General features: G+C 74.7%; 20 protein-coding genes. 19 read left to right on the top strand and 1 reads right to left on the bottom strand.

Annotation, left to right across the window (positions count from 1 at the left end):
• Positions 1 to 51 precede the first annotated feature (51 nt).
• A complete protein-coding gene (locus EV378_RS04160; protein WP_132427382.1) occupies positions 52 to 1,005 on the bottom strand; it encodes an AAA family ATPase in 954 nt (317 codons plus the stop codon).
• A 477-nt stretch (positions 1,006 to 1,482) separates the two neighbouring features.
• On the opposite strand from EV378_RS04160, the gene mraZ reads away from it, so the two are divergent.
• The 19 genes from mraZ (at position 1,483) to EV378_RS04060 (ending at position 23,937) form a co-directional block, all read left to right on the top strand.
• Complete coding sequence (mraZ, locus tag EV378_RS04155; RefSeq protein WP_132421402.1) at positions 1,483 to 1,914, top strand: division/cell wall cluster transcriptional repressor MraZ; 432 nt, start codon at positions 1,483 to 1,485, stop codon at positions 1,912 to 1,914.
• 261 nt (positions 1,915 to 2,175) lie between these two features.
• Entirely contained in the window at positions 2,176 to 3,117 is a 942-nt protein-coding gene (rsmH, locus tag EV378_RS04150; RefSeq protein ID WP_132421401.1) for a 16S rRNA (cytosine(1402)-N(4))-methyltransferase RsmH, read from the top strand.
• Positions 3,118 to 3,178: 61 nt separating this feature from the next.
• Positions 3,179 to 3,838 (top strand): cell division protein FtsL, encoded by a 660-nt coding sequence (gene ftsL / locus EV378_RS04145; protein WP_132421400.1) that lies wholly within the window; start codon positions 3,179 to 3,181, stop codon positions 3,836 to 3,838.
• A complete protein-coding gene (locus EV378_RS04140; protein WP_132421399.1) occupies positions 3,838 to 5,682 on the top strand; it encodes a peptidoglycan D,D-transpeptidase FtsI family protein in 1,845 nt (614 codons plus the stop codon). Before ftsL ends, EV378_RS04140 begins: the two co-directional genes overlap by 1 nt.
• 433 nt (positions 5,683 to 6,115) lie before the next feature.
• Positions 6,116 to 7,696 (top strand): UDP-N-acetylmuramoyl-L-alanyl-D-glutamate--2,6-diaminopimelate ligase, encoded by a 1,581-nt coding sequence (locus EV378_RS04135; RefSeq protein WP_132427380.1) that lies wholly within the window; start codon positions 6,116 to 6,118, stop codon positions 7,694 to 7,696.
• Positions 7,693 to 9,093, top strand: a complete 1,401-nt coding sequence (locus tag EV378_RS04130; RefSeq protein ID WP_132421398.1) for a UDP-N-acetylmuramoyl-tripeptide--D-alanyl-D-alanine ligase — start codon at positions 7,693 to 7,695, stop codon at positions 9,091 to 9,093. The genes EV378_RS04135 and EV378_RS04130 overlap by 4 nt, the downstream gene beginning before the upstream one ends.
• Positions 9,090 to 10,160 carry a phospho-N-acetylmuramoyl-pentapeptide-transferase gene (gene mraY, locus EV378_RS04125; protein WP_132421397.1) on the top strand — a complete coding sequence of 357 codons (1,071 nt, stop codon included), beginning with the start codon at positions 9,090 to 9,092 and terminating at the stop codon, positions 10,158 to 10,160. The genes EV378_RS04130 and mraY overlap by 4 nt, the downstream gene beginning before the upstream one ends.
• Before the next feature lie 110 nt (positions 10,161 to 10,270).
• Positions 10,271 to 11,659 carry a UDP-N-acetylmuramoyl-L-alanine--D-glutamate ligase gene (gene murD / locus EV378_RS04120; RefSeq protein WP_243653262.1) on the top strand — a complete coding sequence of 463 codons (1,389 nt, stop codon included), beginning with the start codon at positions 10,271 to 10,273 and terminating at the stop codon, positions 11,657 to 11,659.
• Positions 11,656 to 12,960: a putative lipid II flippase FtsW gene (gene ftsW / locus EV378_RS04115; RefSeq protein WP_132421395.1), complete on the top strand. Its 1,305-nt coding sequence runs from the start codon at positions 11,656 to 11,658 to the stop codon at positions 12,958 to 12,960. Before murD ends, ftsW begins: the two co-directional genes overlap by 4 nt.
• A 704-nt stretch (positions 12,961 to 13,664) precedes the next feature.
• Positions 13,665 to 14,777: an undecaprenyldiphospho-muramoylpentapeptide beta-N-acetylglucosaminyltransferase gene (gene murG / locus EV378_RS04110; protein ID WP_243653567.1), complete on the top strand. Its 1,113-nt coding sequence runs from the start codon at positions 13,665 to 13,667 to the stop codon at positions 14,775 to 14,777.
• The gene (gene murC, locus EV378_RS04105; protein WP_132421394.1) at positions 14,774 to 16,207 is read left to right on the top strand and encodes a UDP-N-acetylmuramate--L-alanine ligase; all 1,434 of its coding nucleotides are present in this window, start codon (positions 14,774 to 14,776) and stop codon (positions 16,205 to 16,207) included. Before murG ends, murC begins: the two co-directional genes overlap by 4 nt.
• Entirely contained in the window at positions 16,204 to 16,992 is a 789-nt protein-coding gene (locus tag EV378_RS04100; protein ID WP_132421393.1) for a cell division protein FtsQ/DivIB, read from the top strand. The genes murC and EV378_RS04100 overlap by 4 nt, the downstream gene beginning before the upstream one ends.
• Positions 16,993 to 17,127: 135 nt before the next feature.
• A complete protein-coding gene (gene ftsZ / locus EV378_RS04095) occupies positions 17,128 to 18,573 on the top strand; it encodes a cell division protein FtsZ (RefSeq protein ID WP_132421392.1) in 1,446 nt (481 codons plus the stop codon).
• Positions 18,574 to 18,615: 42 nt separating this feature from the next.
• Positions 18,616 to 19,335: a peptidoglycan editing factor PgeF gene (pgeF, locus tag EV378_RS04090; protein ID WP_132421391.1), complete on the top strand. Its 720-nt coding sequence runs from the start codon at positions 18,616 to 18,618 to the stop codon at positions 19,333 to 19,335.
• A 484-nt stretch (positions 19,336 to 19,819) separates the two neighbouring features.
• Positions 19,820 to 20,557 carry a YggS family pyridoxal phosphate-dependent enzyme gene (locus EV378_RS04080; protein WP_132421389.1) on the top strand — a complete coding sequence of 246 codons (738 nt, stop codon included), beginning with the start codon at positions 19,820 to 19,822 and terminating at the stop codon, positions 20,555 to 20,557.
• A gap of 78 nt (positions 20,558 to 20,635) precedes the next feature.
• Complete coding sequence (locus EV378_RS04075; RefSeq protein ID WP_132421388.1) at positions 20,636 to 21,421, top strand: cell division protein SepF; 786 nt, start codon at positions 20,636 to 20,638, stop codon at positions 21,419 to 21,421.
• A gap of 3 nt (positions 21,422 to 21,424) precedes the next feature.
• Positions 21,425 to 21,712, top strand: coding sequence for a YggT family protein (locus tag EV378_RS04070; protein ID WP_132421387.1), 288 nt, complete (start codon positions 21,425 to 21,427; stop codon positions 21,710 to 21,712).
• A gap of 49 nt (positions 21,713 to 21,761) precedes the next feature.
• The gene (gene wag31, locus EV378_RS04065) at positions 21,762 to 22,619 is read left to right on the top strand and encodes a DivIVA-like cell division protein Wag31 (RefSeq protein ID WP_132421386.1); all 858 of its coding nucleotides are present in this window, start codon (positions 21,762 to 21,764) and stop codon (positions 22,617 to 22,619) included.
• A gap of 49 nt (positions 22,620 to 22,668) precedes the next feature.
• Complete coding sequence (locus tag EV378_RS04060; protein ID WP_132421385.1) at positions 22,669 to 23,937, top strand: hypothetical protein; 1,269 nt, start codon at positions 22,669 to 22,671, stop codon at positions 23,935 to 23,937.
• Positions 23,938 to 23,976: the final 39 nt, after the last annotated feature.

Here is a 23,976-nt window from a genome sequence, read left to right as displayed (position 1 = left end):
TGCACTCGGCCTCGCCCCGCCCAGGGCCGGCTGCTCCAGCGACACCTGTCGTCAGCCCCGCGGCGGGGAGGGCACGGCGACCCGGCCGAGCACGGAGCGGACGAGGTCGGTGGCGGACCGTCGCGACGCGACGGCCTCCGGTCCGAGCAGCAGCCGGTGGGCGAGCACCGGCACGGCGACGGCCTGCACGTCGTCCGGCACGACGTAGCCGCGGCCCGCGGTCGCCGCGTGCGCCCTGGCCGCGCGGACCAGATGCAGCGTGGCCCGCGGCGAGGCGCCGAGGCGGACCTCGGACAGCGAGCGGGTCGCCCCCACGAGCTCGACGCAGTACCGGCGGACCTCGGTCGCCACGTGCAGCCCGCGCACGCATCCGATCATCGCCCGCAGCGTGCGGACGTCGGTGACCGGGCGGAGCCGGTCGAGCGGCTCGCTGGCGCCGTGCTCGTCGAGCATCGCCAGCTCGGCCGCCGGGTCCGGGTAGCCGACGCTGATCCGGATCGTGAAGCGGTCCCGCTGCGCCTCGGGCAGGGGGTACGTCCCGTCCATCTCGATCGGGTTCTGCGTGGCGACGACGAGGAACGGGTCACCGAGCTGGTAGGTGCCGCCGTCGACGGTCACCTGGTGCTCGGCCATGCACTCGAGCAGCGCGGACTGCGTCTTCGGCGACGCGCGGTTGATCTCGTCGGCGATCACGACGTTCGCGAACACCGGACCGGGCCGGAACTCGAAGTCCGCGGTCTGCCGGTTGTAGACCGACGAGCCGGTGATGTCGCCGGGCAGCAGGTCCGGTGTGAACTGCACGCGGCTGACCGAGCAGTCGATCGCGCGGGCCAGCGCCTTGGCGAGCGAGGTCTTGCCGACGCCGGGGACGTCCTCGACCAGGAGGTGTCCCTCGGACAGCAGCGCGACGAGCGCGAGCCGGACGGCCTCGGGCTTGCCCACGATCACCCGCTGCACGGCGGAGGCGATCCGGCCGGCGAGATCGGCGACGCCCGCCGCGCTCATCTGCTCGTGATCGGCCGCGACGGAACGGCTCGCGCCGGACGCGGTCACCCCGGATCCCGCATGGCCGGTGGTGCCTGCGGAGAGCGCGGACGACGACAACGGGCCTCCTCGGGGACGGTCGTGGCGCCTCCAGTCTGTCAAACGTCGCCCGACGCCGGTGGCGGGACCGGTCTCCCACACCTCCCCACCCCGGTTCCCCACACCTCCCCACACCCGCCACCCACCGAGCCCCACTTCCGACCGGCGGCGGCTCCGCGTGATGCGCGACCTGGGAAAACGCTGGAGGACACGCCCGTCCGGCGTCGCGCGACCGGGTGGCCTCCGTGCCGTCACCCCACAATCCTCCACCTGCTCTGACCAGCCAGAACCGTTGAACGAGGAGGTCAACGCCGTTCGTTTCGGGTTGACGGTGGGGTGTTGTGGGGTACTGTGGAGATCGCTGGGGCGAAACGGCGCTCCGGGTGGAGGTGGGGTCAGGTGTTCCTCGGCACCTACACCCCGAAGCTGGACGACAAGGGGCGGCTCACGCTGCCGGCGAAATTCCGCGACGAACTGCGAGGCGGTTGCATGATCACGAAAGGGCAGGACCACTGCCTCTACGTGTTCACCCGTGACGCGTTCACCGACATGGCGAGCAAGGTCGCCGCGGCGCCGCTGACGAACGAGTCCGCCCGGGTCTTCCAGCGCAATCTCTTCTCGGGCACCGACGAGCAGAACCCCGACGGTCAGGGCCGGATCGCGATCACGTCCGAGCTGCGCCGGTACGCCGGTCTGTCCAAGGACTGCGTGGTGATCGGCGCGTTCACACGCGTCGAGATCTGGGACGCGCAGTCCTGGCAGGCATACCAGGACCAGCACGAGGACGAGTTCGCCAAGGCCCAGGAAGAGGTTCTGCCGGGATTGTTCTAGCCGCCTCACCGTTCTCGCCCCCACCCGCGGGCCCTGACGCACCTTCCCCGGTGTCAGGTCCCGCGGGTGGAGGCGAGAACGACCACCCCGACTGGGGAGTTCGGGTGGGAGGCGGGTCGCGGAGCGCGGCGCCGGGACGGCTGTGGGGGCCGGTCCGGCGGTGCGGATCCGCGGTAGCGGTCACACCGGCTCCGGCCTGCTGCGCGAGCGGGCCGGAGCCGGGCCCGGCGACACCCGAGCAGGCGGCGGAGGGGGTGAGCGGTGGAGCACGTCCCGGTCCTGTCCGACCGTGTGTCCGAGCTTCTCGACCCGGCCCTGCGCGGGCGTCCGGCCGTGTTCGTCGACGCGACGCTCGGCCTCGGCGGCCACTCGGCGGCCCTGCTGGCCGAGCATCCCGAGCTCACCGTCGTCGGGCTCGACCGTGATCCGCAGGCACTCGAGATCGCCGGCCGCCGCCTCGCGGCCCACGCCGACCGCCTGCGTGCGGTGCACGCCGTCTACGACCGCCTCCCGGAGGTGCTCGACGACCTCGGGTTCGACGGGTGCGACGGCGTCCTGTTCGACCTCGGTGTCTCCTCGCTGCAGCTGGACGCCGACGAGCGGGGCTTCTCCTACTCCCGCGACGCGGACCTCGACATGCGGATGGACCCGACGACCGGCCCGACCGCGGCCGACGTCCTGAACTCCTACCCGGTGGCCGACCTGCGCCGGATCCTGCGCGAGTACGGCGAGGAGCGGTTCGCCGGCCCGATCGCCAACGCGATCGTGCGCGCCAGGGACAAGCAGCCGTTCACCCGCAGCGCGGAGCTGGTCGAGCTGCTCTACGCGTCCGTGCCGGCGGCCTCGCGCCGCACCGGAGGACACCCGGCCAAGCGGACGTTCCAGGCGTTGCGGATCGAGGTGAACGGCGAGCTCGACGTGCTCGCCAGGGCGATCCCCGCCGCGCTGGACGAGGCGCTGCTGCCGGGCGGGCGGATCGTCGTGCTCGCCTACCACTCGCTGGAGGACCGCCTGGTCAAGCGGGAGCTGGCCGAGCGGGCCCGCTCGACGACCCCGGTCGACCTGCCGGTCGAGCTGCCGGGACACGGGCCGCGGCTGCGCCTGCTGACCCGCGGTTCCGAGCAGGCGGGGGAGACCGAGACCGCCGAGAACCCCCGGGCCGCGTCGGTCCGGTTGCGCGCCGCCGAGCGGGTGGCCGCATGAGCACGGCACGCATGAGCACGGCACGCACGAGCACCATCCGCACGGACGGAAGGACCCAGCCATGAGCGCTCCGACCATCAACCGGTCACCGGCTCCGGCTCGCGAGGGCGCTCCGCGCCGTTCGCTCGTCCCGCCGCGCATCCCGTCCCAGCGGACCTCGCCGAAGACGGCCGAGCGGATCTCCGAGCGGATCAGCACCCGCGACAGGGCCCGTGCGGTCAGCCGCCAGCGCGACCGGGTGCACGCGGGCCGCGCGAAGTTCGTGCTCGTGGTGATGACGCTGCTGGTGATCGGGCTGGTGGCGACGCTGTGGCTGTCCACGGCCGCGGCGGCCGACTCCTACCGGCTGCAGGACGCGCGGGCCCGCGCCGGCTCGCTCACCGAGCAGAGCGAGCAGCTGCGCAAGCAGGTCACGGCCATGAACAGCCCGTCGGCGCTGGCCCAGCGGGCCACGGCGCAGGGGCTGGTCCCGGTGCAGGACCCGGCCCGGCTCGTCGTCGCACCGGACGGCCGGGTGGACGTCGTCGGCGAGCCGACGGCGGCGCAGCCGGGCGGTCCGACACCCCCGTCCGTCCCGGCCGCGCCCGCCCCGGCGGGTCAGCCCGCGCCGGCGGGTCAGCCCGCTCCGGCCGCGCCCGCTCCGGCCGCCGCCCCGGCCCAGGCCGACACGGCCGACCCCGCGGCCGCCGCCGGAGCGACCACGGCGGGCGGTCAGGGCTGATGCCGACGGCGGCACCGCCCCGGCCTCGGGCGCCCGGTCCGCCCGGACCCCCGCGGCGTCGCGGTCGTCGGTCACCGGCCGACGACCCGCGGTTCCGGCTGCGCCTGGGCTGGGTGCTGCTCGTGGCGTTGCTCGTCGTCTCCGGCACGAAGCTGGTGATGATCCAGACCGTGCAGTCCGGCCAGCTCACCGCGAACTCGGAGAACCAGCGGGCCAGCCGGATCGTGATCCCTGCCGAGCGGGGGTCGATCTCGGACTCCGACGGCAACCTGCTCGCGTTCTCCACCGAGTCGAAGGCGCTCGTCACGAACCCGCGCCTGATCAACCAGGTCAAGGGTGCCGGCGCGGAGGCCTACAAGTCGCAGATCGCGGACGCGGTCACCCAGGCCACCGGCGGCGACGCCGCGAAGGCCGACGAGCTGCGCGCCGCGCTGGCGCAGGACCGCGGCTACGTCGTACTGTCCACGAAGGTCGACCCGGGGCCGGCCCGCGACCTGCGCCAGCGTTTCCCGGAGATTGCCGAGGAGGACCGCGAGGCGCGGCAGTACCCGTCCGGCGACCTGGCGTCGACCATCATCGGTGCGGCGACGTGGAGCGCCGACGCGCAGAAGCTGCTCGGCCGGATCGGCCTGGAGAGCGCCGACGACCAGCTGCTGGCCGGCAAGGACGGCGTCCAGATCGCGGACACGGCCGAGGGCAGCAACACGGTGATCCCGGGCAGCACCCGCTCCGAGCAGCCCGCCGTGCCGGGGTCCGACGTGCAGCTCACGATCGACTCCGACCTGCAGTACCAGCTGCAGAAGATGCTGGCCGACTACACGGCCCGTTCCGGCGCGAAGTCCGGGTCCGCCGTCGTCCTGGACTCGAAGACCGGGCAGGTGCGGGCGCTGGCCGACAACACGTCGTTCGACCCGGCGAACCTGCTGTCCGCCGACCCGGCGACGCTCGGGAACGCGGCCGTCACGACGCCGTTCGAGCCCGGCTCGGTGAACAAGGTCGTCACGATGGCCGCGGCCCTGCAGAACGGCGTCGCGAAGCCGGACGACGTGCTCGACGTCCCGGGCAGCATCAAGATCGCCGACCGGACGGTGAAGGACGCCTGGTCGCACGGTCTGGACCACTACACGCTGACCGGTGTGCTGGCGAAGTCGTCGAACGTCGGCACGCTGATGACGGCGCAGAAGGTCGGCCCGGACGCGTGGTCGGACATGGCCGCGAAGCTCGGCATCGGCCAGCGCACCGACGTCGGGCTGCCCGGCGAGAGCGCGGGCAGCATCCCGCCGCGCGCGACGTGGTCCGGCTCCACGTTCGGCAACCTGCCGATCGGGCAGGGCCTGTCGATGACCGTGCTGCAGATGGCCGGGATGTACCAGGCCGTGGCCAACGGCGGCGTGCGGATCCCGCCGCGGATCGTCGCCTCCACCACCGGCCCGGACGGTGTCCGCGTCCCGACACCGGCGCCGGCGCCGGTCACCGTGATGTCGCCGGAGAACGCGGCGACGCTGCGCACCATGCTCACCGCGGTCACCCAGAAGGCGCCGAAGCAGTCCGGGACCGGCCCTGCGGCGGCCGTGCCCGGCTACGAGGTGGCCGGCAAGACCGGTACCGCGCAGCAGGTCGACCCGGCGTGCGGCTGCTACTCGAACTCCAAGTACTGGATCACGTTCGCCGGCATGCTCCCGGCCGAGGACCCGCGGTTCGTGGTGGGGATCATGCTCGACGCCCCGCGCGGCGGGACGAGCGCGGCCGGCCTGTTCCACCAGGTCGCCACCTACCTCGCCCAGCGCGACGGCATCCCGGTCCAGGTCGACCCGCAGGCCATCCAGACGCTCCAGATGCCGTGAGCCGCCCGCGGTCGTGCCCCGCGCCGGCCTCCCCGGCGGGATGACACCCGGGTGCCGTGAGCAGCGCGGGACGCACCTCACGGCGCTCGGGTCCCGGGGTGGGCCGCGGCGGAGACGCGACGACGGGTGGACCCCGAGCCGGACCGCCCGGCGCGTCGGTCGGTCGGTGGGCGACGCGGCGGGACCGCGAGACGGTCACCCGGCCGAGCGAACGGTGCGGCGACCGGCCACCGGGCTGCCCTCTGCGCCGGATGGGCGTATCCCACCGGCCGGGCGCGCGTCGGGGCACCGAGCGGCGCCGAACGGGGCTGCGAACGGTCCGGGAGCGCCGGTGCTGCCGCCGGGGCCGTCCGAACCCGCCGGTAATCTCCGCCGCGTGTCCACGGCCCGAGTTCCGACCCACCAGGAGGGTGCGGTCCCGCGGGAGACGCCGATGGTGACCCTTCCGGACCGCCCGTCCGACGTGCGTCCGGTCGACGTCGCGGTGCTGGCGCGGATCGCGGGTGCCGACCTGAACCCCGGCTCCGGCGCGGGCCCGGTGCTCGACGCGGCCGTCCGCCCGGTCACCGGCGTCACCCTGCGCGCCGCCGAGGTGCGCCCCGGTGATCTGTTCGCCGCCCTGCCGGGGGCCCGCGCGCACGGCGCCGACTTCGCCGGCCATGCTCTGTCCGCCGGAGCGGTGGCGATCCTCACCGACCCCGACGGCCTGGCCCGCCCGGACGTCCGCTCGTCCGGCGTCCCGGTGCTCGTGCGCTCCGCGCCGAGGGAGGTCGTCGGTCCGGTGTCGGCCGCGGTCTACGGCGAGCCGACGGCCCGGATGCGGGTCCTCGGGATCACCGGCACGAGCGGGAAGACGACGGTCGGGCACCTGCTCGAGGCCGGGCTCGTCGCGGCCGGGCGCTCCAGCGGGCTGCTCGGCACGGTGCGCACCCGGGTCACCGTGCCCGGCGCCGAGCCGCGCGCGCTGCCCAGCGCGTTCACCACGCCGGAGGCGCCGGACCTGCAGGCGATGTTCGCCGTCATGCTCGAGGCCGGCGTGACCGACGTGGCGATGGAGGTCTCCAGCCACGCGCTCGCGCTCGGCCGGGTCGGCGGCACGCGCTTCGCCGTCGGCGGGTTCACCAACCTGTCCCAGGACCACCTGGACTTCCACCCGACGATGAGCGACTACTTCGAGGCGAAGGCGACGCTGTTCGGCGGCAGCGTCGGTACCGATCCGGCCGACCGCGCCGTCGTCTGCGTCGACGACGGGTGGGGCCGCCAGCTCGCCGACCGGCGCACCGACGCGGTCACGGTCAGCACCGACCCCTCGGTGCACGCCACCTGGACCGCCCGCGACGTGCAGAGCCATCCGGACGGCACACAGACGTTCGTCGCGCAGGGTCCCGACGGTCTCGCCCAGGACGTCACGCTCGCGCTGCCCGGCGCCTACAACGTCGCGAACGCGCTGGTCGCGCTCGCCGTGCTGGACGCGGACGGGATCCCGCCCGCGGTCGCCGCCGAGGGGTTCGCGACGCTCGCCGTCCCGGGGCGGATGCAGCGGGTGGACGCGGGGCAGGACTTCCTCGCCGTCGTCGACTACGCGCACAAGCCGGCCGCCGTCGCGGCGCTGCTGGACGCGCTGCGCGCCCAGGTGCCCTCGTCCGCACGGGTGATCACCGTGCTCGGCTGCGGAGGGGACCGGGACCGCGCGAAGCGTCCGATGATGGGTGCGGCCGCGACGCTGCGGTCCGACCTGCTGGTGGTCACCGACGACAACCCGCGCACCGAGGACCCGGCCGAGATCCGCGCCGAGATGCTGGCCGGCGCGATGGCCGAACCCGCCCGCGGCGAGCTCGTCGAGATCGGGGACCGGCGGGCCGCGATCGTGCACGCCGTGCGTGCCGCCCGGCCCGGTGACGTGGTGGTCGTGGCCGGCAAGGGGCACGAGACCGGTCAGGAGCGGGGGAGCGTCAAGTACCCGTTCGACGACGTGGACGAGGTGGTCGCGGCAATCGTGGAGACCGACCGATGATCGGCATGACACTGTCCGAGGTGGCGGCCGTCACCGGCGGCGAGCTGCACGGGACGTCCGGTGACCAGCGGGTCACCTCCGTGGAGTTCGACTCGCGCAAGGCAGGGCCGGGTGCGTTGTTCCTGGCGCTGCCCGGTGAGCGCGCCGACGGGCACGACTTCGCGGGCGCCGCCGTCGCGCAGGGGGCGGTGGCGACGCTGGCCGCGCGCCGGGTGGACGGGCCGTGCGTCGTCGTGCCGCCCGCCGCCCGCGCCGAGGGCACCTATCTCGCCGACGCCGACCCGGACGGCCACGGCGCCGCCGTGCTGACCGCGCTCGGCACGCTGTCACGGCACTCGCTCGACTCGCTCCCCGGGCTGACCGTCGTCGGCGTGACCGGCAGCGCGGGCAAGACGTCCACGAAGGACCTGCTGGCCGCCGTCCTGGCGCCGCTGGGCCCGACCGTCGCGCCGCCGGAGTCGTTCAACAACGAGCTCGGCACGCCGTGGACGGCCCTGCGCGCGGACGCGACCACCCGCCAGCTCGTGCTCGAGTTCTCCGCCCGCGGGCCAGGCCACATCGCCGCGCTGTGCGCCGTCGCGCCGCCGCGGATCGGGGTCGTGCTCAACGTCGGCAGCGCGCACCTCGGCGAGTTCGGCTCCCGGGAGGGCATCGCGAAGGCGAAGGGCGAGCTCGTCGAGGCGCTGCCGCCGGACGGGATCGCCGTGCTCAACGCGGACGACCCCCTCGTGGCCGCGATGGCGTCCCGGACGGCCGCCCGGGTCGTGACCTACGGGTACTCCGAGGATGCCGACGTGTGCGCGTCCGACCTCGTCGTCGAGTCCGGGCGGGCACGGTTCACGCTGGTGACCGCGCAGGGCGACGCACCCGTGGCGCTCCGGCTCGTCGGCGCCCACCAGGTCTCGAACGCGCTGGCCGCGGCCGCGGTCGCGCTCGAGCTCGGGGCGACGGTCGGGGGAGTGGCCGAGACGCTGTCGGCGGCCACGCCCGCGTCGCGCTGGCGGATGGAGGTCACCGACCGGGCCGACGGCGTGACCGTCGTCAACGACGCCTACAACGCCAACCCGGAGGCGATGCGGGCCGCGCTCGGTGCGCTCGACTCGATCGCGTCCTCGGACCGTCGCGCGTGGGCCGTGCTCGGGCCGATGGCCGAGATCGGCGACGGCGGCGCGGACGCGCACGCGGAGATCGCCGCGCTGGCGCAGGACAACGGAGCCCGGCTGGTCGCGGTCGGGAGCCCGGACTACGGCGGGCGCGCCGAGCACGTCGCGGACGTGCCCGCCGCGCTGGAGCTGCTGGGCGCCGAGCTGAGGCCGGGCGACGTCGTGCTGGTCAAGGCCTCGCGCAGCGCCGGACTGGAACGGGTCGCCGCGGGTCTGTTGGAGGAGAACAGGTGAGGGGCGTCTTCCTGGCCGCCGGCATCGCGCTCGCGCTGTCCATCCTGCTCACGCCGTACCTGATCCGGTTCTTCGCGCGGCAGGGTTTCGGGCAGGAGATCCGCGCGGACGGGCCGCAGAGCCACCAGTCCAAGCGGGGCACGCCGACGATGGGCGGCGTCGCGATCCTGCTCGCGATCTGGGTCGGCTACCTCGGCTCGCACGCGTTCACCGGCGAGCCGATCACGGCGTCCGCACTGCTCGTGCTGTTCCTGACGACCGCGCTCGGGGTCGTCGGGTTCGTCGACGACTTCCTCAAGATCCGCCGCCAGCGCAACCTGGGTCTCAACAAGACGTCGAAGATCGTGGGTCAGGTGCTCACCGCGACGATCTTCGGTGTGCTGGCGCTGCGGTTCGCGAACAGCCGCAACCTGACGCCCGCCTCGGACAGCCTCTCGTTCGTCCGGGACATCACGGTGCTGTCGTTCGGGCTGATCGGGTTCGTGATCCTCTGCAACCTGATCGTCGCGGCCTGGTCGAACGCGGTGAACCTCACCGACGGTCTCGACGGGCTCGCGGCCGGCACGTCGGCGATGGTGCTCGGCACCTACGTGATCATCTGCTTCTGGCAGTTCCGCAACAGCTGCGCCGTGCTGGCCAGCGCGGGCTGCTACGAGGTGCGCGACCCGCTCGACGTCGGGCTCGTCGCGGCCGCCGCGATGGGCGGCTGCATCGGGTTCCTGTGGTGGAACGCGTCGCCCGCCCGCATCTTCATGGGGGACACCGGATCGCTCGCGCTCGGCGGCCTGCTCGCCGGGCTGTCCATGGTCACGCACACCGAGCTGCTGCTCGTCGTGATCGGCGGCGTGTTCGTGGTCGAGGCGCTGTCGGTGTCGCTGCAGATCGTCGTGTTCCGCACGGCTCGACGACGGCTGTTCCGGATGGCGCCGTTCCATCACCATTTCGAGCTGGCCGGATGGGCCGAGACCACGGTGATCATCCGGTTCTGGCTGCTCGCCGCCATGTGCGCGGCGATGGGGCTGGGCATCTTCTACAGCGAGTGGCTCGGCGCCGCGGCGGGGACGTAGCCGTGTCGCCCGGGCCCGACCACCCCCGAACCGCGAACGAACGGCACGTTCGAGCACTGCCATTGCACGACGGTGCCGTTCGTTCGGGGGGTGGGTTCGCCGGGTGGAGCGTGCTCGTCGCCGGGGCCGGGGTGTCCGGGCTCGCCGCCGCGCGGGTGCTGGTGGCGGAGGGCGCTGCGGTGTCGGTGTCCGACGACGACCCGGCCCGCCTCGCGGACCTGCCCCACGGGGCGACCGCTGAGGCGGGTGCGGCCGACGCCGTCCCGGACGGGACCGACCTCGTCGTGACCTCTCCGGGGCGGCGTCCGGACCACCGGCTGGTGGCCGACGCCGCGGCGCGCGGTGTCGAGGTGATCGGCGAGCCGGAGCTGGCCTGGCGGCTGGGTGAGATGCGCGGCGATCCGCCCGCCTGGCTCGTCGTGACCGGCACGAACGGAAAGACGACGACCACCGAGATGCTGGCCGCGATCCTGCGCGAGGCCGGTCTCGACTCGGTGGCCTGCGGGAACATCGGCTTCCCGGTCGTGTCCGCCGTCGCCGACGGGCACCGCGTGCTGGCCGTGGAGCTGTCCAGCTTCCAGCTGCACTGGTCGCCGTCGGTGCGCCCGGCCGCTGGCGTCGTGCTGAACGTCGCCGAGGATCACCTGGACTGGCACGGCGGCATGGACGGCTACGCGGCCGCGAAGGCCGCCGCGCTCGTCGGGGACGTGGCCGTCGCGGGCGTCGACGACCCGGTCGCCGCCCGTCTGCTGGACGCCGCGCCCGCCGCGCGCCGGGTGGGCGTCACGCTCGCCCGGCCCGGCCCGGACCAGCTCGGCGTGTCCGGCGGCGACCTCGTCGATCGCGCGTTCGGCGGCGGGGTGCTGCTGCCCTACGCGGCCGTCGTGCCGCCCGGGCCGCCCGGCGTGACCGACGCGCTCGCCGCGGCCGCGCTGGCCCGCGCGTACGGGGTGGCGCCGGACGTGATCGGTGCCGCGCTGACCGCGTTCGCGCCGGGGCCGCACCGCAGCGTCCCGGTCGGCGACGTCGGTGGCGTCCGCTTCGTGGACGACTCGAAGGCCACCAACCCGCACGCGGCGGACGCGGCTCTCGACGCGATCGGGGCGCGCACGCCGGGTGCGCGGGCCGTGTGGGTCGTCGGCGGGCTGCTCAAGGGCGTGTCCGCGGACGCGATCGGGGCGCTCGCCGCGACGCACGTCGATCGACTCGCCGGGGTGGTGGTGATCGGTACCGATCGCGCACCGATCCTCGACGCCCTCGCGCGACACACCCCGGAGGTCCCCGTCCGTGAGGTCGTGACGGGCGACGATGACCGAATGCAGTCCGACCCGATGCCCGACGCCGTCCGCCTGGCCGCCGGGCTGGCCGCTCCGGGGGACGTGGTGCTGCTGGCCCCGGCCGCCGCGTCGATGGACCAGTTCCGCGACTACGCCCACCGCGGCACGGCGTTCGCCGACGCCGTCGCGCGTCTGGCGGTCACGGCGGGGGGCGCGCGGTGACCCGCCCGGCCGACGGTGCCCGCGGGCTGGCCGTCACCGCGGGGACGGGAGCGCGGGCCGCCGTCCGCCGGCTGCAGCGCTGGCTGCGGCGGCCGCTGACGTCGCTGCACCTGATCCTCGGCGTGTTCGGGCTGCTCACGCTGTTCGGGCTCGTGATGGTGCTGTCCGCGTCCTCGGTCGAGGCGCTCGCCAACGGCGGGTCGTCGTACTCCGTGTTCACCAAGCAGCTCATGTTCTGCGCCGTGGGGCTCGTGCTGTTCTACGCCGGGCTGCGGATCCCACCGCGGGTGCTGCGGGCGATGGCGCCGTTCCTGCTGCTGGTCGGCGTCGTCGCGCTGGTCGCCGTGCTGATCCCGGGCATCGGGTCGGTGCGTGGCGGCTCGCGGTCGTGGTTCGCGTTCGGGCCGGTGTCGCTGCAGCCGTCCGAGGCGGTCAAGGTCGCGCTCACGCTGTGGGGCGCGCACGTGCTCGTCGCACGACGGGCCGTGATGCACCGGTGGAAGCACGCGATCAACCCGGTCGTCCCGGTCACGCTGCTGATCTTCACGCTGCTCGTGCTGCAGCCCGACCTGGGTATGACGATCTCGGTCGGGATCGTGCTGCTGGCGCTGCTGTACTTCGGCGGCGCCCCGCTGACGCTGCTGGCGTCGCTGGCCGGTGGCGGTCTGATCGGGGCCGTGATCCTCGGGCTCACGGCCGGATACCGGGCCAGCCGGATCGCGGCGTTCCTGTCGCCGTCCGCTGCCGACCCGCTCGGGCCCGCCTACCAGGCCACCCAGGCGCTGTACTCGCTCGCCGACGGCGGACTGTTCGGCGTCGGGCTCGGCCAGGGCCGCGCGAAGTGGGACTACCTGCCGAACGCGCACAACGACTTCATCTTCGCCATCATCGGCGAGGAGCTCGGCATGCTCGGTGCGTTCGCGGTGCTCGCGCTGTTCGCGACGCTCGCCTACACCGGGATGCGGATCGCCTCCCGCAGCGCCGACCCGTGGCTGCGGATCGTGGTGGCGACGTCGACGACCTGGCTGGTCGTCCAGGCGTCGATCAACATCGGGTACGTGGTGGGCCTGCTGCCGGTGACCGGTCTGCAGCTGCCCCTGATCTCGTCCGGAGGCACCTCGCTGGTGGTGACCATGTTCGTGTTCGGTCTGATGACCAACGCCGCGCGACACGAGCCGGAGGCGGTGGCCGCCCTGCGCAAGCACGGGCAGGGCCGCGTCGCCCGGATGCTCGGCCTGCCGATGCCGCAGCCGTACCGGGCTCCGGCCGTGCCGGCCCGCGCCGGAACGGTGGCCCGGTGAGCGGTTCGGAGGTGAGCGGTTCGGAGATGAGCGACACCGGAGCGACCGGGACGACGGAGGCCGCGGGCTCCGAGGGGCCGACGCGCTCGCTCCCGCACCCGGAGTCGCCGCAGTCCGACCGGCAGACGCGGCAGCTCCCGCGCCCGGTCGACCCGCCGCGCCCGGCACAGCCCGGCACCGGTGGCCGCGGCCCGGTGCCGCCGAACGCGATGGCGCCTCGTTCCGGTCGCCCCGCCGGTCCGGGGTGGGCGCCGTCCGGTGACGGCGGACCGGCAGCGGATCAGCCCGGCTCCGGCCCCGCAGGCGCGGCCCGGCCGGGTGACGCCGACCGGCCCGGTGCAGCCCGGCGTGTCGCGGGCCGCGACGGTGCCCTCCAGCCCGGTGCGCCTCACCCGGCTGCGGCGCAGCCCGGCGCGGGCCCGGCCGGTTCACCCCGGCCGGAGCAGGGCCACCCCGGCCCCGACCCCGGCCGGCCCGGCCCCGGCCGGCCCGATGCCGGTCGGCCAGGCCCCGCCGGTCCGGGACATCCCGGTCCGCCGCAGCCCGGCCCGGGCCACCCGGGCGCCGTGCCCCCGTCGCCTCCCGGCCCGCCCGGTCCGGTCCCGCCCGGCCCCGGTCGGCCCGGTGGCGGCCCGCCCCCGGGTCCCGGGGGGCCGCCTCCCGGACCCGGTGTGCCGCCCCCTCCCGGGAGCCCGGCCACGGCCGTGCCCCGCGGCACCCCCGGCCCCGGCCCTGCGCCGACCTACCGCGGAACGCCCTCGATCGTCGTCGCCGGCGGCGGTTCCGCCGGGCACATCGAACCGGCCCTCGCCGTCGCCGACGCCATCCGTCGCCTCGCTCCGGGGGCGACCGTCACCGCGCTCGGCACCGAGAAGGGGCTGGACACCCAGCTCATCCCGGCCCGCGGCTACCCGCTCGAGCTGATCCCGCCGGTCCCGTTGCCGCGCAAGCCGACCGCGGACCTGCTGAAGCTGCCGGGCAACGTCCGCGGCGCCGTGAAACGCGTCCGCGAGGTGCTGATGAGCGTGAACGCGGACGTCGTCGTCGGCTTCGGCGGGTTCGTGTCGCTGCCCGCGTACCTGGGCGCGCGGGGCCGGACACCCATCGTCGTGCACGAGGCGAACGCCCGCGCCGGTCTGGCGAACAAGGTCGGTGCGCGGTTCGCGAAGGCCGTGGCCGTCGCCGTGCCCGGCACCGGACTGGCCCACGAGCAGGTCGTCGGCATGCCGCTGCGCCGGTCGATCACCGGGCTGGACCGTGCCGCGCTGCGCGGTCAGGCCCGCCAGCACTTCGGCCTGCCGCCCGGCGGACCGGTGCTGCTCGTGTTCGGCGGCTCGCAGGGCGCCCGCACGCTGAACCAGGCCGTCGCGGCGGCGCTTCCGGGGCTCGTCGACGCCGGGGTCGCCGTCCTGCACGCGCACGGCCGCACCGGGGAGCCCGCTCCGCCGATGCCCGGCTACCGCCCGCTGCCCTACATCGAGCGGATGGATCTCGCGTACGCCGCGGCGGACGTCGTGCTCGGGCGCTGCGGCATGACGACGGTGGCCGAGCTGACCGCCGTCGGACTGCCCGCGGTGTACGTGCCGCTGCCGCACGGCAACGGCGAGCAGGCGCTGAACGCGCGCCCGATCGTCGACAACGGGGGTGGTGTCCTCGTCCCGGACGAGGAGCTGACCGGCGACCGCGCGCTGTCCGAGCTGATGCCGCTGCTCACCGACCCGGGGCGCGCGCTGAAGATGGGCCGCCGCGCCCGCGCCGCCGGGCACGGGGACGCGGACGAGCGGATGGCCCGGATCGTGCTGGACGTGATCGGATGAGCGCCCTCACCGGGAGCGCCGGCGCCACCGAGCTCGGCGACATCGTCCACCTGATCGGCATCGGCGGCGCCGGGATGAGCGGCATCGCGCGGATCCTGCTGGCCCGCGGCGTCGCCGTCTCCGGTTCGGACGCCCGCGAGTCCCGCGCCGTCGCCGCGCTGCGGGTGCTGGGCGCGCACGTCGCCGTCGGCCACGACGCGTCGCACCTGGAGCTCGCCGGGCCCGCCCCGACCGTCGTCGTCTCCACGGCCATCCGGGAGACCAACCCGGAGCTGGCCGCCGCCCGCGAGCGGGGACTGCCCGTCGTGCACCGGGCGACGGCGCTGGCCGCGCTGACCACCGGGCGGCGGGTCGTCGCGGTGGCCGGGACGCACGGCAAGACGTCGACCACGTCGATGGTCACGGTCGCGCTGCAGCACTGCGGGGCCGACCCGTCGTTCGCGATCGGCGGTGACCTGTCGGCCTCCGGCGCCGGGGCGCACCACGGCGACGGCGACGTGTTCGTCGTCGAGGCGGACGAGAGCGACGGGTCGTTCACCGCGTTCTCGCCGTCCGTCGCCGTCGTGACCAATGTGGAGCCCGACCACCTCGACCACCACGGCGACGAGCGCGCCTACCGCGCCGTGTTCGAGAGCTTCCGGGAGCGGATCCAGCCCGGCGGGGTGCTCGTGACCTGCGCCGACGACGCCGGGGCGGAGGCACTCGCGGCCACGGCGTCGGTGACCGTCCGCCGCTACGGCTGGAGCGCCGTCGGGGGTGGCGACGCCCGCCTGCTCGACTTCGTGCCCGACGGTCTCGGCTCCCGCGTGCGGTTCCGGCACCTCGGCGAGGAGCGGGAGCTGCGGCTCGGCGTGCCCGGTCAGCACATGGCGCTGAACGCGCTCGGGGCCTATCTCGCGGGCGTCGAGCTCGGGATCTCGCCGGAGTGCCTGGTCGAGGGCCTCGGCGGCTTCGACGGCGTGCAGCGCCGGTTCGAGTTCAAGGGCTCGGCCCGCGGGGTCGCCGTCTACGACGACTACGCGCACCACCCGACGGAGGTCGCGGCCACGCTGCGCGCCGCGCGGGAGACGGCCGGCAGCGGGCACGGACGCCGCGGACGGGTGCTGGTCGCGTTCCAGCCGCACCTGTACTCGCGGACCCGGCTGTTCGCCGCCGAGTTCGGCGAGGCGCTCTCGCTCGCCGACGAGGTGATGGTGCTCGACGTCTACGGGGCCCGCGAGGACCCGGAACCGGGCGTCGACGCCGGCCTGATCACCGACGCCGTGCGACTGCCCGCCGAGCGGGTGCACCGGGCGCCGTCCTGGGAGAAGGTGCCCGCCGCGATGGCGGCGCTGGCCTCCGACGGCGACATGGTGATCACGATGGGGGCCGGGGACGTGACCGTCCTCGGCCCGGAGATCCTGATCGAGCTCGACGCGGGCGGGCGGTGAGTCCGGCGCGCGGCCGGGTGGGGGACACGGGGCACGCCGGTGACCGCCGGGCCCCCGAGTCCTGGTCCGACCGCGCGCCCCGCACCCCGTTCCGGCGCAGGCGGATCGCGGCGGGTGTCGTCGTGGCCGTGCTCGTGCTGGCCGCGCTGGCCTGGGCCGCGTGGTGGGCGTTGGCCCGGTTCGGCCCCGGCGTCGAGGAGGTCAGCGTCTCGGGCACGCGCGTGATCGCCCAGAACGACGTCCGCGCCGCCGCCGGCGTGCCCACCGGGACGCCGCTGGCCGCGGTGGACACGGGGGCGGTCTCCTCCCGCGTCTCCGGCATCCCCGGTGTCGCCCAGGCCGACGTGAGCCGGAGGTGGCCGCACACGCTGAGCATCGTCGTCCTGGAGCGGATGCCGGTCGCGATCGCCGACTCCCCGGACGGGCCGCAGCTGGTGGACGCCACCGGGCTGGCCTACCGCCCCCTCCCCGATCCCGCCCCGCGCCTGCCGAAGCTGGCCCTGCCCCGGGTGCTGCCCGGTGACCCGTCGACGGCCGCCGCGCTGGCCGTGGTCGAGGCGCTGCCGCAGCCGGTCCGCGACCAGGTCGACTCCGTCGTGCTCGGCCCGACCGGCACCACGCTCGAGCTGGTGCTCACCGAGAACCGCCGCGTGCTGTGGGGCCGCTGGGCCGACTCCGACCCGACGACGACGGCCCGCCGGGCGGCGATCCTGGGCCCGCTGCTGACCCGCGAGGGCACGGTCTACGACGTCTCCAGCGCCGACCTCCCGACCGTCCGGAAGTAGACCACCCCCGGACGGGTACTTGTCGACACGCGGCGCGCCTGCTGGACCGGGGTGCGTGGCCGTCTTAGCGTGCGATCCCGAGGCCCGGAGTTACCGGAGCTGGACCGGACCCCGAGCTACTGGAAGGTGCCGCGCATGACGCCCCCGCACAACTACCTGGCCGTGATCAAGGTCGTCGGCATCGGTGGCGGCGGCGTCAACGCCGTCAACCGCATGATCGAAGTCGGGCTCAAGGGCGTCGAGTTCATCGCGGTGAACACCGACGCGCAGGCCCTCCTGATGTCCGACGCTGACGTGAAGCTCGACATCGGGCGGGAGCTGACCCGTGGCCTCGGTGCCGGCGCGAACCCGGACGTCGGGGGCAAGGCCGCCGAGGACCACGCGGAGGAGATCGAGGAGGTCCTCAAGGGGGCCGACATGGTCTTCGTCACCGCGGGCGAGGGTGGCGGCACCGGCACCGGCGGCGCACCCGTCGTCGCACAGATCGCCCGCAAGCTGGGGGCGCTGACCATAGGTGTCGTCACCCGGCCGTTCACGTTCGAGGGCCGCCGTCGTGCCGGGCAGGCCGAAGAGGGCATCCAGCAGCTCCGCAACGAGTGCGACACGCTGATCGTCATCCCGAACGACCGCCTGCTCCAGCTCGGCGACGTCGGGGTCTCGCTGATGGACGCGTTCCGGTCGGCGGACGAGGTGCTGCTCTCCGGTGTGCAGGGCATCACGAACCTGATCACCACGCCGGGCCTGATCAACCTGGACTTCGCGGACGTCAAGTCCGTCATGTCGGGTGCCGGGTCCGCGCTGATGGGCATCGGGTCCGCACGTGGGGAGGGACGCGCCGTCCAGGCCGCCGAGAAGGCGATCAACTCGCCGCTGCTGGAGGCCTCCATGGACGGCGCGCAGGGCGTGCTGCTGTCCATCGCGGGCGGGTCCGACCTCGGGCTGTTCGAGATCCACGAGTCGGCCTCGCTGGTGCAGGAGGCTGCCCACCCCGAGGCCAACATCATCTTCGGGACCGTGATCGACGACTCGCTCGGCGACGAGGTCCGGATCACCGTGATCGCGGCCGGGTTCGAGGGCGGCACGCCCGCGCACAAGAAGCTGGACCCGGCGGCGTTCCGCTCCGGATCCCAGCGCGCCGGGGAGCAGCCGGCCACGGAGGCCGAGCCGTCCGCCCCGCCCGCGCAGAGCGCTCCGGCCGCGGCCGGCCAGCCCGCGGCCGCGCCGGCCCAGTCCGCCACGAACGGGAACGGGCAGGCGTCGAACGGGAGCGCGACGAACAGCGTCGGGACAGCTCCGGCGGCCACCTCGTCGTTCACCCCGGTCGCGTCGACCGCGCCGTCGGCCCCGGCGGCGACGCCCGCGTCGACCACCCCGGCCGCTCGGCCCGAGCTGCCGACGACGGTGACGCCGTCCGGGCCGAACCAGACCGGTGTCCTGCCGCCCGCGGCGCCGTACGCCCCGCCCGCACCGCGCCAGGCCGACCCGGCGCCGTCGGAGACCGCGGCGACCCTGCCCGGCGGTACGACCTCGGACAGCCCGCTCGACGACGACGTGGACGTCCCCCCGTTCATGCGCCGCTGAGCCGGCGCGGACCCGGCGCCGGGCCCGTGCGAGGCTGACACCGTGCGTGTACGACGGGTGACGACCACCCGGGCGGGAGGCCGGTCCACCGGCCCGTTCGCCCGTTTCAACCTGTCCCGCGGGGTCGGCGACGACCCGGCGGCGGTGGCCGCCAACCGGTTCCGGCTCACGCGCGAGCTCGGGCTCGACGGCGTCGTGTTCCTGCGACAGGTGCACGGGACCGGCGTCGAGGTCGTCTCCTCGGCCCCGCGGTCGTCGGACGCGCCGGACGTACCGGACCGCGACGCCGTCGTCACCACCACGCCGCTGCTGGGGGTCGCCGTGCTCGCCGCGGACTGCGTCCCGGTGCTGCTCGGGGACCCGCAGGCCGGCGTCGTCGGGGCCGCGCACGCCGGGCGGGTCGGTGCAGCGGCCGGTGTGCTGACCGCCACCGTCGAGGCGATGACCGGGCTCGGCGCCGGCGTCGACCGGCTCGAGGTGCTCCTCGGCCCGGCCGTCTGCGGCCGCTGCTACGAGGTGCCGGCCGCCATGCGCGACGAGGTCGAGGCCGCCCTCCCGGGCAGCGCGTCGACGACCCGCTCCCGGACGCCCGCGCTGGACCTCCGCGCCGGACTGACCGCGCAGCTGGCCGCGCTCGGTGTCCGGAAGGTGGGCACCGACCCGCGCTGCACGCTCGAGGACCCCGACCTGTTCAGCCACCGCCGGGAGGGCCGCACCGGCCGCCAGGCGGCCGTGACCTGGCTGGACCCCCGCCCCGCCTGACCCTGTGGCCGACCGCCGCAGGTGATCACCGGGCTACGCGTCGACTCCCCGCCGTGATCGGCGGAACCGGCGGGTGCGCGCCACTGGTGGCGCGTCTCGACCACTTGCGCTGATCATGGATGGGATCGTCGACGGGCTCGGGGCCATGATCGGCGGAACTGGCCAGGACGCGCCACTGGTGGCGCGTCTCGACCATTCGCGCCGATCACGGGTGGCGGTGACGCGGTTCGGCGGCCGGCTCGCAGCCGTGATCGGCGGAATCGGCATCTCTGCGCCACTGGTGGCACCCCTCGACCACTTGCGCTGATCATGGGTGGGTTCGCCGGCGGGCCGGCGACCATGATCAGCGGAACTGGCTCGGGCGCGCCACTGGTGGCATGCCTCGACCATTTGCGCTGATCATGGATGGCGCTGACGCGGGACGGGACCGGGCAGCGGTGGCTGGGGCTGGGCAGGTGAGGTCGCGGCGGGAGACGATGTGCGCGTGAGTGATCCCTCGGAACGCGCCGACGAACTGGGCCGGAACCTCGCCGCGCTGCGGGAGCGGATCGGCAAGGCGTGCGCCGCGGCCGGGCGGGAGCCGTCGTCGGTGTCGTTGCTCGCCGTGACCAAGACCGTGCCCGCCGCCGACGTCGCGACGCTGCTCGACCTCGGTCTCCACGCGTTCGGCGAGAACCGGGCGCAGGAGGCGGCGGCCAAGGTGGACGACGTCGCGGCACTGCGCCCGGACGCCGGTCCGCGGTGGCACTTCGTCGGAGGCCTGCAGCGCAACAAGGTCAAGCAGGTGGTGCCGTGGGTGTACCGGGTCGAGTCGGTCGACTCGCCGCGCCTGGCCCGTGCGCTGGACACGGCCGTCGGGCGTGCCCGCGAGGAGGGGACGAGGGACGCCCCGCTGCCGGTCCTGCTGCAGTACAGCGTGGACGGTGACCCGGAACGCGGCGGCGTCCCGGACGGCGGGCTGCTCGAGCTCGCCGACCTGGTCGCGGAGCTCCCCGGGCTGGAGCTGGCCGGTCTGATGGCCGTCGCGCCGCTCGGTACGGACACGGAGCGTGCGTTCGCGGCCATCGCCGGGGCGGCCGAACGGCTGCGCGAACGGCACCCCGACGCCGTCGAACTCTCCGCGGGCATGAGCGGTGATCTCGAGACCGCCGTCGGTCACGGATCGACCGTGGTGCGTGTCGGAACGGCTCTGGTGGGGGACCGGCCGTTAGCCTCCGAGTAATCCCAGGTGGCGGGCATGCGCCCGGCGGGAACGGCGGCGCGGAGTGGTCATCGGCCACTGCAGGACGAGGGGAAGCGGATGAGCGCGATGTACCGGCTCAAGGCCTACTTCGGCATGGTCCCGGCCGACGAGATGGACTTCGTGGACGACCGCGACTCCTACGCCGGCTCGCGGGCCGGCTACGACGGTCGGCGGGGCGACCGCTGGGCATCCGGCGGGGGTCGATTCGGCGACGGCGACGACTACGGCGAGTACACGAACGAGTCCGGAGCGGCGTTCGACGAGGGCTGGGCGGGCCGTCCGTCGCGGGAGTCCGTCCGTCCGGCGCGCGGTGGGCGGGACCCGATGCGCTCCGAGCGGGACTCCGTGAGCCTCTCCGGGTCCGGTTCCGGTGGGTTCGCGGGGGGCTCGATGCCCCCCGTGCGGGGTGCGCTGGCGATGGATCCGGAGTCCTCTCCGGGGGCGCTGCGTGATCCGGTGCGGGCCGAACGACCGATCACCGTGAGCCCCCCGGCGGCGGTCCCGGCGACCCCTCCGACCGCACCCACCGCGGTGCCCGAACAGCGCGACCGGGCGGCCGCGGGGCTGTCGACGATCACGACTCTGCACCCCCGCAGCTACAACGAGGCGCGCACCATCGGGGAGCGCTACCGCGAGGGTGTGCCGGTCATCATGAACCTGACCGAACTGGACGACGCGGCGGCAAAACGCCTGGTGGACTTCGCCGCCGGGCTCGTGTTCGCGCTCCACGGCGGGTTCGACAAGGTCACGAACCGGGTGTTCCTCCTCACTCCCGCGGACGTCGAGGTGTCGGCGGACGACGCACGGAGGATCGCCGAGCGCGGCGGCTTCCGGCAGGATTGAGTCGTGCCCGACCTGATCCGGTTCCTGATCTACTACGTCCTGTTCTTCTTCTGGCTGCTGCTCGCGGCCCGGATCGTCGTGGAGATGGTCCGGACGTTCGCGCGCCAGTGGGTGCCCGCCGGCGGGAGCGCCGTCGCGCTGGAGGTCATCTTCACGGTGACCGACCCTCCGGTGAAGCTGCTGCGGAGAGTGATCCCGGTCGTGCGCATCGGAGGCGTAGGGCTGGACCTGTCGATTATGGTTCTGTTGCTGGTGGTGTTCATACTGATGAGCATCGCCAGACCGGTGTGAGCCCCAGTCACCCGGTTTGCCGCCGAGGACCGCATGAGGTGAGTGATCGATGCCGCTGACGCCCGCCGACGTGCACAACGTCGCGTTCAGCAAACCCCCGATCGGTAAGCGGGGATACAACGAGGACGAGGTCGACGCCTTCCTCGACCTGGTGGAGGCCGAACTGGCCCGCCTGATCGGGGAGAACGACGACCTCCGTGACCAGGTCGCGCAGCTCGAGCAGAGACTCGGGGACGCGGAGGCGGACCTCGACGAGGCCCGCTCGCAGCCCGCGCCGCCGAGCCAGACGCAGGCCATGCAGCGCCAGGAGCCCCCGGCGCAGCGCATGCCGTCGTCCGGTGCCCCTGCGCCACAGCTGGCCGGTGCCATGGGCGCCGACGCGGGCGACGGTGGCGACCACCACGTGCAGGCGGCGAAGGTGCTCGGCCTCGCGCAGGAGATGGCCGACCGGCTGACCGCCGAGGCCAAGAACGAGGCCGACACGATGCTGTCGGACGCCCGGACCAAGTCCGAGCAGCTCCTCTCCGACGCGCGGACGAAGTCCGACGGCCTGGTCAACGACGCGCGCGCACGCGCCGAGACCATGCTCAACGACGCGCGCACCCGGGCCGAGACGCTCGAGCGCCAGTCGCGGGACAAGGCCGCGGGCCTGGTCAGCGACGCCGAACGCAAGCAGAACGAGATCATCGGTCAGATCCAGCGCGACAAGTCCGTGCTGGAGAAGAAGATCGACGAGCTGCGGACGTTCGAGCGTGAGTACCGCACGCGGCTCAAGACCTACCTGGAGTCCCAGCTCCGCGACCTCGCCGGTCGCGGGTCGGCCGCGCCCTCGGACACGGCCCAGCCGAACTCGAACGGTGGCTACGCCGCCAGCGGGTACGGCCAGAGGGCGGACACCGGGAGCTGACCGGCCGGGCGGCGACGCCCGGCGCAGTGCCGACCCACGGAGTTGACCGATGCTCGTGCTGGTCCTGATCCTCGTCGTGATCGCGCTGGTCCTGCTTCTCGCCGGCTGGTTCCTGCACCTGGTGGTGCTGGCCTGGACGTCGGTGGGAATCAGCGTCCTGGCCGGTCTCGTGCTGCTCTACGACTGGTGGCAGACACGGTCCGCGGTGCGGGCCGGTCGCCAGGGGAGCGGTCAGCGTGACGGGGACGGCGACCGTCCGGCGCCCCCTGGCGCCGGACAGCAGACGAGCGTGGTCCGGGCCGGCGCGGGTCCGGACGGGTTCGGCGGGGCCGACATGGAGCCCGCGACGCAGGTGCTGCCGGTCGTCCCGCCGCCCTCGAACGCGGCCGAGGAGACCGTCGTGATGCCGGTCGTCGCGCCGTCCGGCTCGACGGACGCACCTTCCGGCGCTTCCCGATCGAGTGGAGTTTCGTCACAGAGTGTGACCAATGCCGCGGCGCACGAGCCGTCGGCTCCACGGTCGGCGGACGGCGCGCCGACGGCTGTCGACCCCACGGGAGCATCGGAACCGGGTGGCGGCGGCGACCCGGCGGCCGGTGCGGCGGCGTCCGGCGAGTCCCGGTCCGACCGGGCCCGTGCGGCGGGGTCCGGTGGCGCTGGGGCTGCGCGGACCCCCGACGCGGAGCCGGCCACCACGGCGGCGCAGGCGGGCGGAGAGTCACCTGCCGGTGGCTCCCGGGCGGTTCCGACCTCCGACGGTGCCGGTGGACCGGACGGAGCGAGCGGTGCCCCCGGTGCCCCCGGTGCCGCGGCCGTCGGCGGAGCGGCCGCCGCGGGCGGGGTCGCCGCCGGAGGCGCAGCGGCCATGGCCGGCGGCATGGGTGCCGCAGGCGGTTCGGCATCCGGGCAGCCGGACGGGCGACCGGCCGACGCCCCGACACGGGCCGAGCAGGCACCGGCGGGCGGTGCGGGAGCCGACGACCCGACGTCCGTCGCGGCGGCATCGGGCGGGGCCCCGGGAGCACCCGGAACGCCACCGGCGGACGACCGCACGCGTGCGGCCGCGATCGACGTCTCCGGCGAGGCACCGGAGGAACCGCGCGACCCGGCGCACGCCTCGCTCGTGGCACGCCTTCCCGACGAGGTCGTCGTGATCGACGAGCACCCGCGCTACCACGTGCAGGGCTGCCCGTCGCTGCCCGGACAGGCGATCATCCCGCTGCCGGTCAGCGAGGCCGTCGAACTCGGGTTCACGCCGTGCGGCTGGTGCACCCCGAACCGCGTGCTGAGCGAGCGGCACCCGGCGGAGGCCCGCTGAGCGGGGGCCGGTGATCGGGGTGGCGCACCGCGCTATCCT

The organism is Pseudonocardia endophytica (assembly GCF_004339565.1).
Classification (GTDB): domain Bacteria; phylum Actinomycetota; class Actinomycetes; order Mycobacteriales; family Pseudonocardiaceae; genus Pseudonocardia; species Pseudonocardia endophytica.
Note: the sequence above shows the minus strand (reverse complement) of the source record. Positions and strands in the feature narration are given on the sequence as shown.

Bases quoted from the DNA above. Each gene is read 5' to 3' on its own strand.
- EV378_RS04160 (WP_132427382.1), bottom strand. From the start codon at position 1,005: ATGAGCGCGGCGGGCGTCGCCGATCTCGCCGGCCGGATCGCCTCCGCC.
- ftsL (WP_132421400.1), top strand. From the start codon at position 3,179: ATGAGCGCTCCGACCATCAACCGGTCACCGGCTCCGGCTCGCGAGGGC.
- EV378_RS04140 (WP_132421399.1), top strand. From the start codon at position 3,838: ATGCCGACGGCGGCACCGCCCCGGCCTCGGGCGCCCGGTCCGCCCGGA.
- EV378_RS04135 (WP_132427380.1), top strand. From the start codon at position 6,116: ATGGTGACCCTTCCGGACCGCCCGTCCGACGTGCGTCCGGTCGACGTC.
- EV378_RS04130 (WP_132421398.1), top strand. From the start codon at position 7,693: ATGATCGGCATGACACTGTCCGAGGTGGCGGCCGTCACCGGCGGCGAG.
- murC (WP_132421394.1), top strand. From the start codon at position 14,774: ATGAGCGCCCTCACCGGGAGCGCCGGCGCCACCGAGCTCGGCGACATC.
- ftsZ (WP_132421392.1), top strand. From the start codon at position 17,128: ATGACGCCCCCGCACAACTACCTGGCCGTGATCAAGGTCGTCGGCATC.
- EV378_RS04075 (WP_132421388.1), top strand. From the start codon at position 20,636: ATGAGCGCGATGTACCGGCTCAAGGCCTACTTCGGCATGGTCCCGGCC.
- wag31 (WP_132421386.1), top strand. From the start codon at position 21,762: ATGCCGCTGACGCCCGCCGACGTGCACAACGTCGCGTTCAGCAAACCC.
- EV378_RS04060 (WP_132421385.1), top strand. From the start codon at position 22,669: ATGCTCGTGCTGGTCCTGATCCTCGTCGTGATCGCGCTGGTCCTGCTT.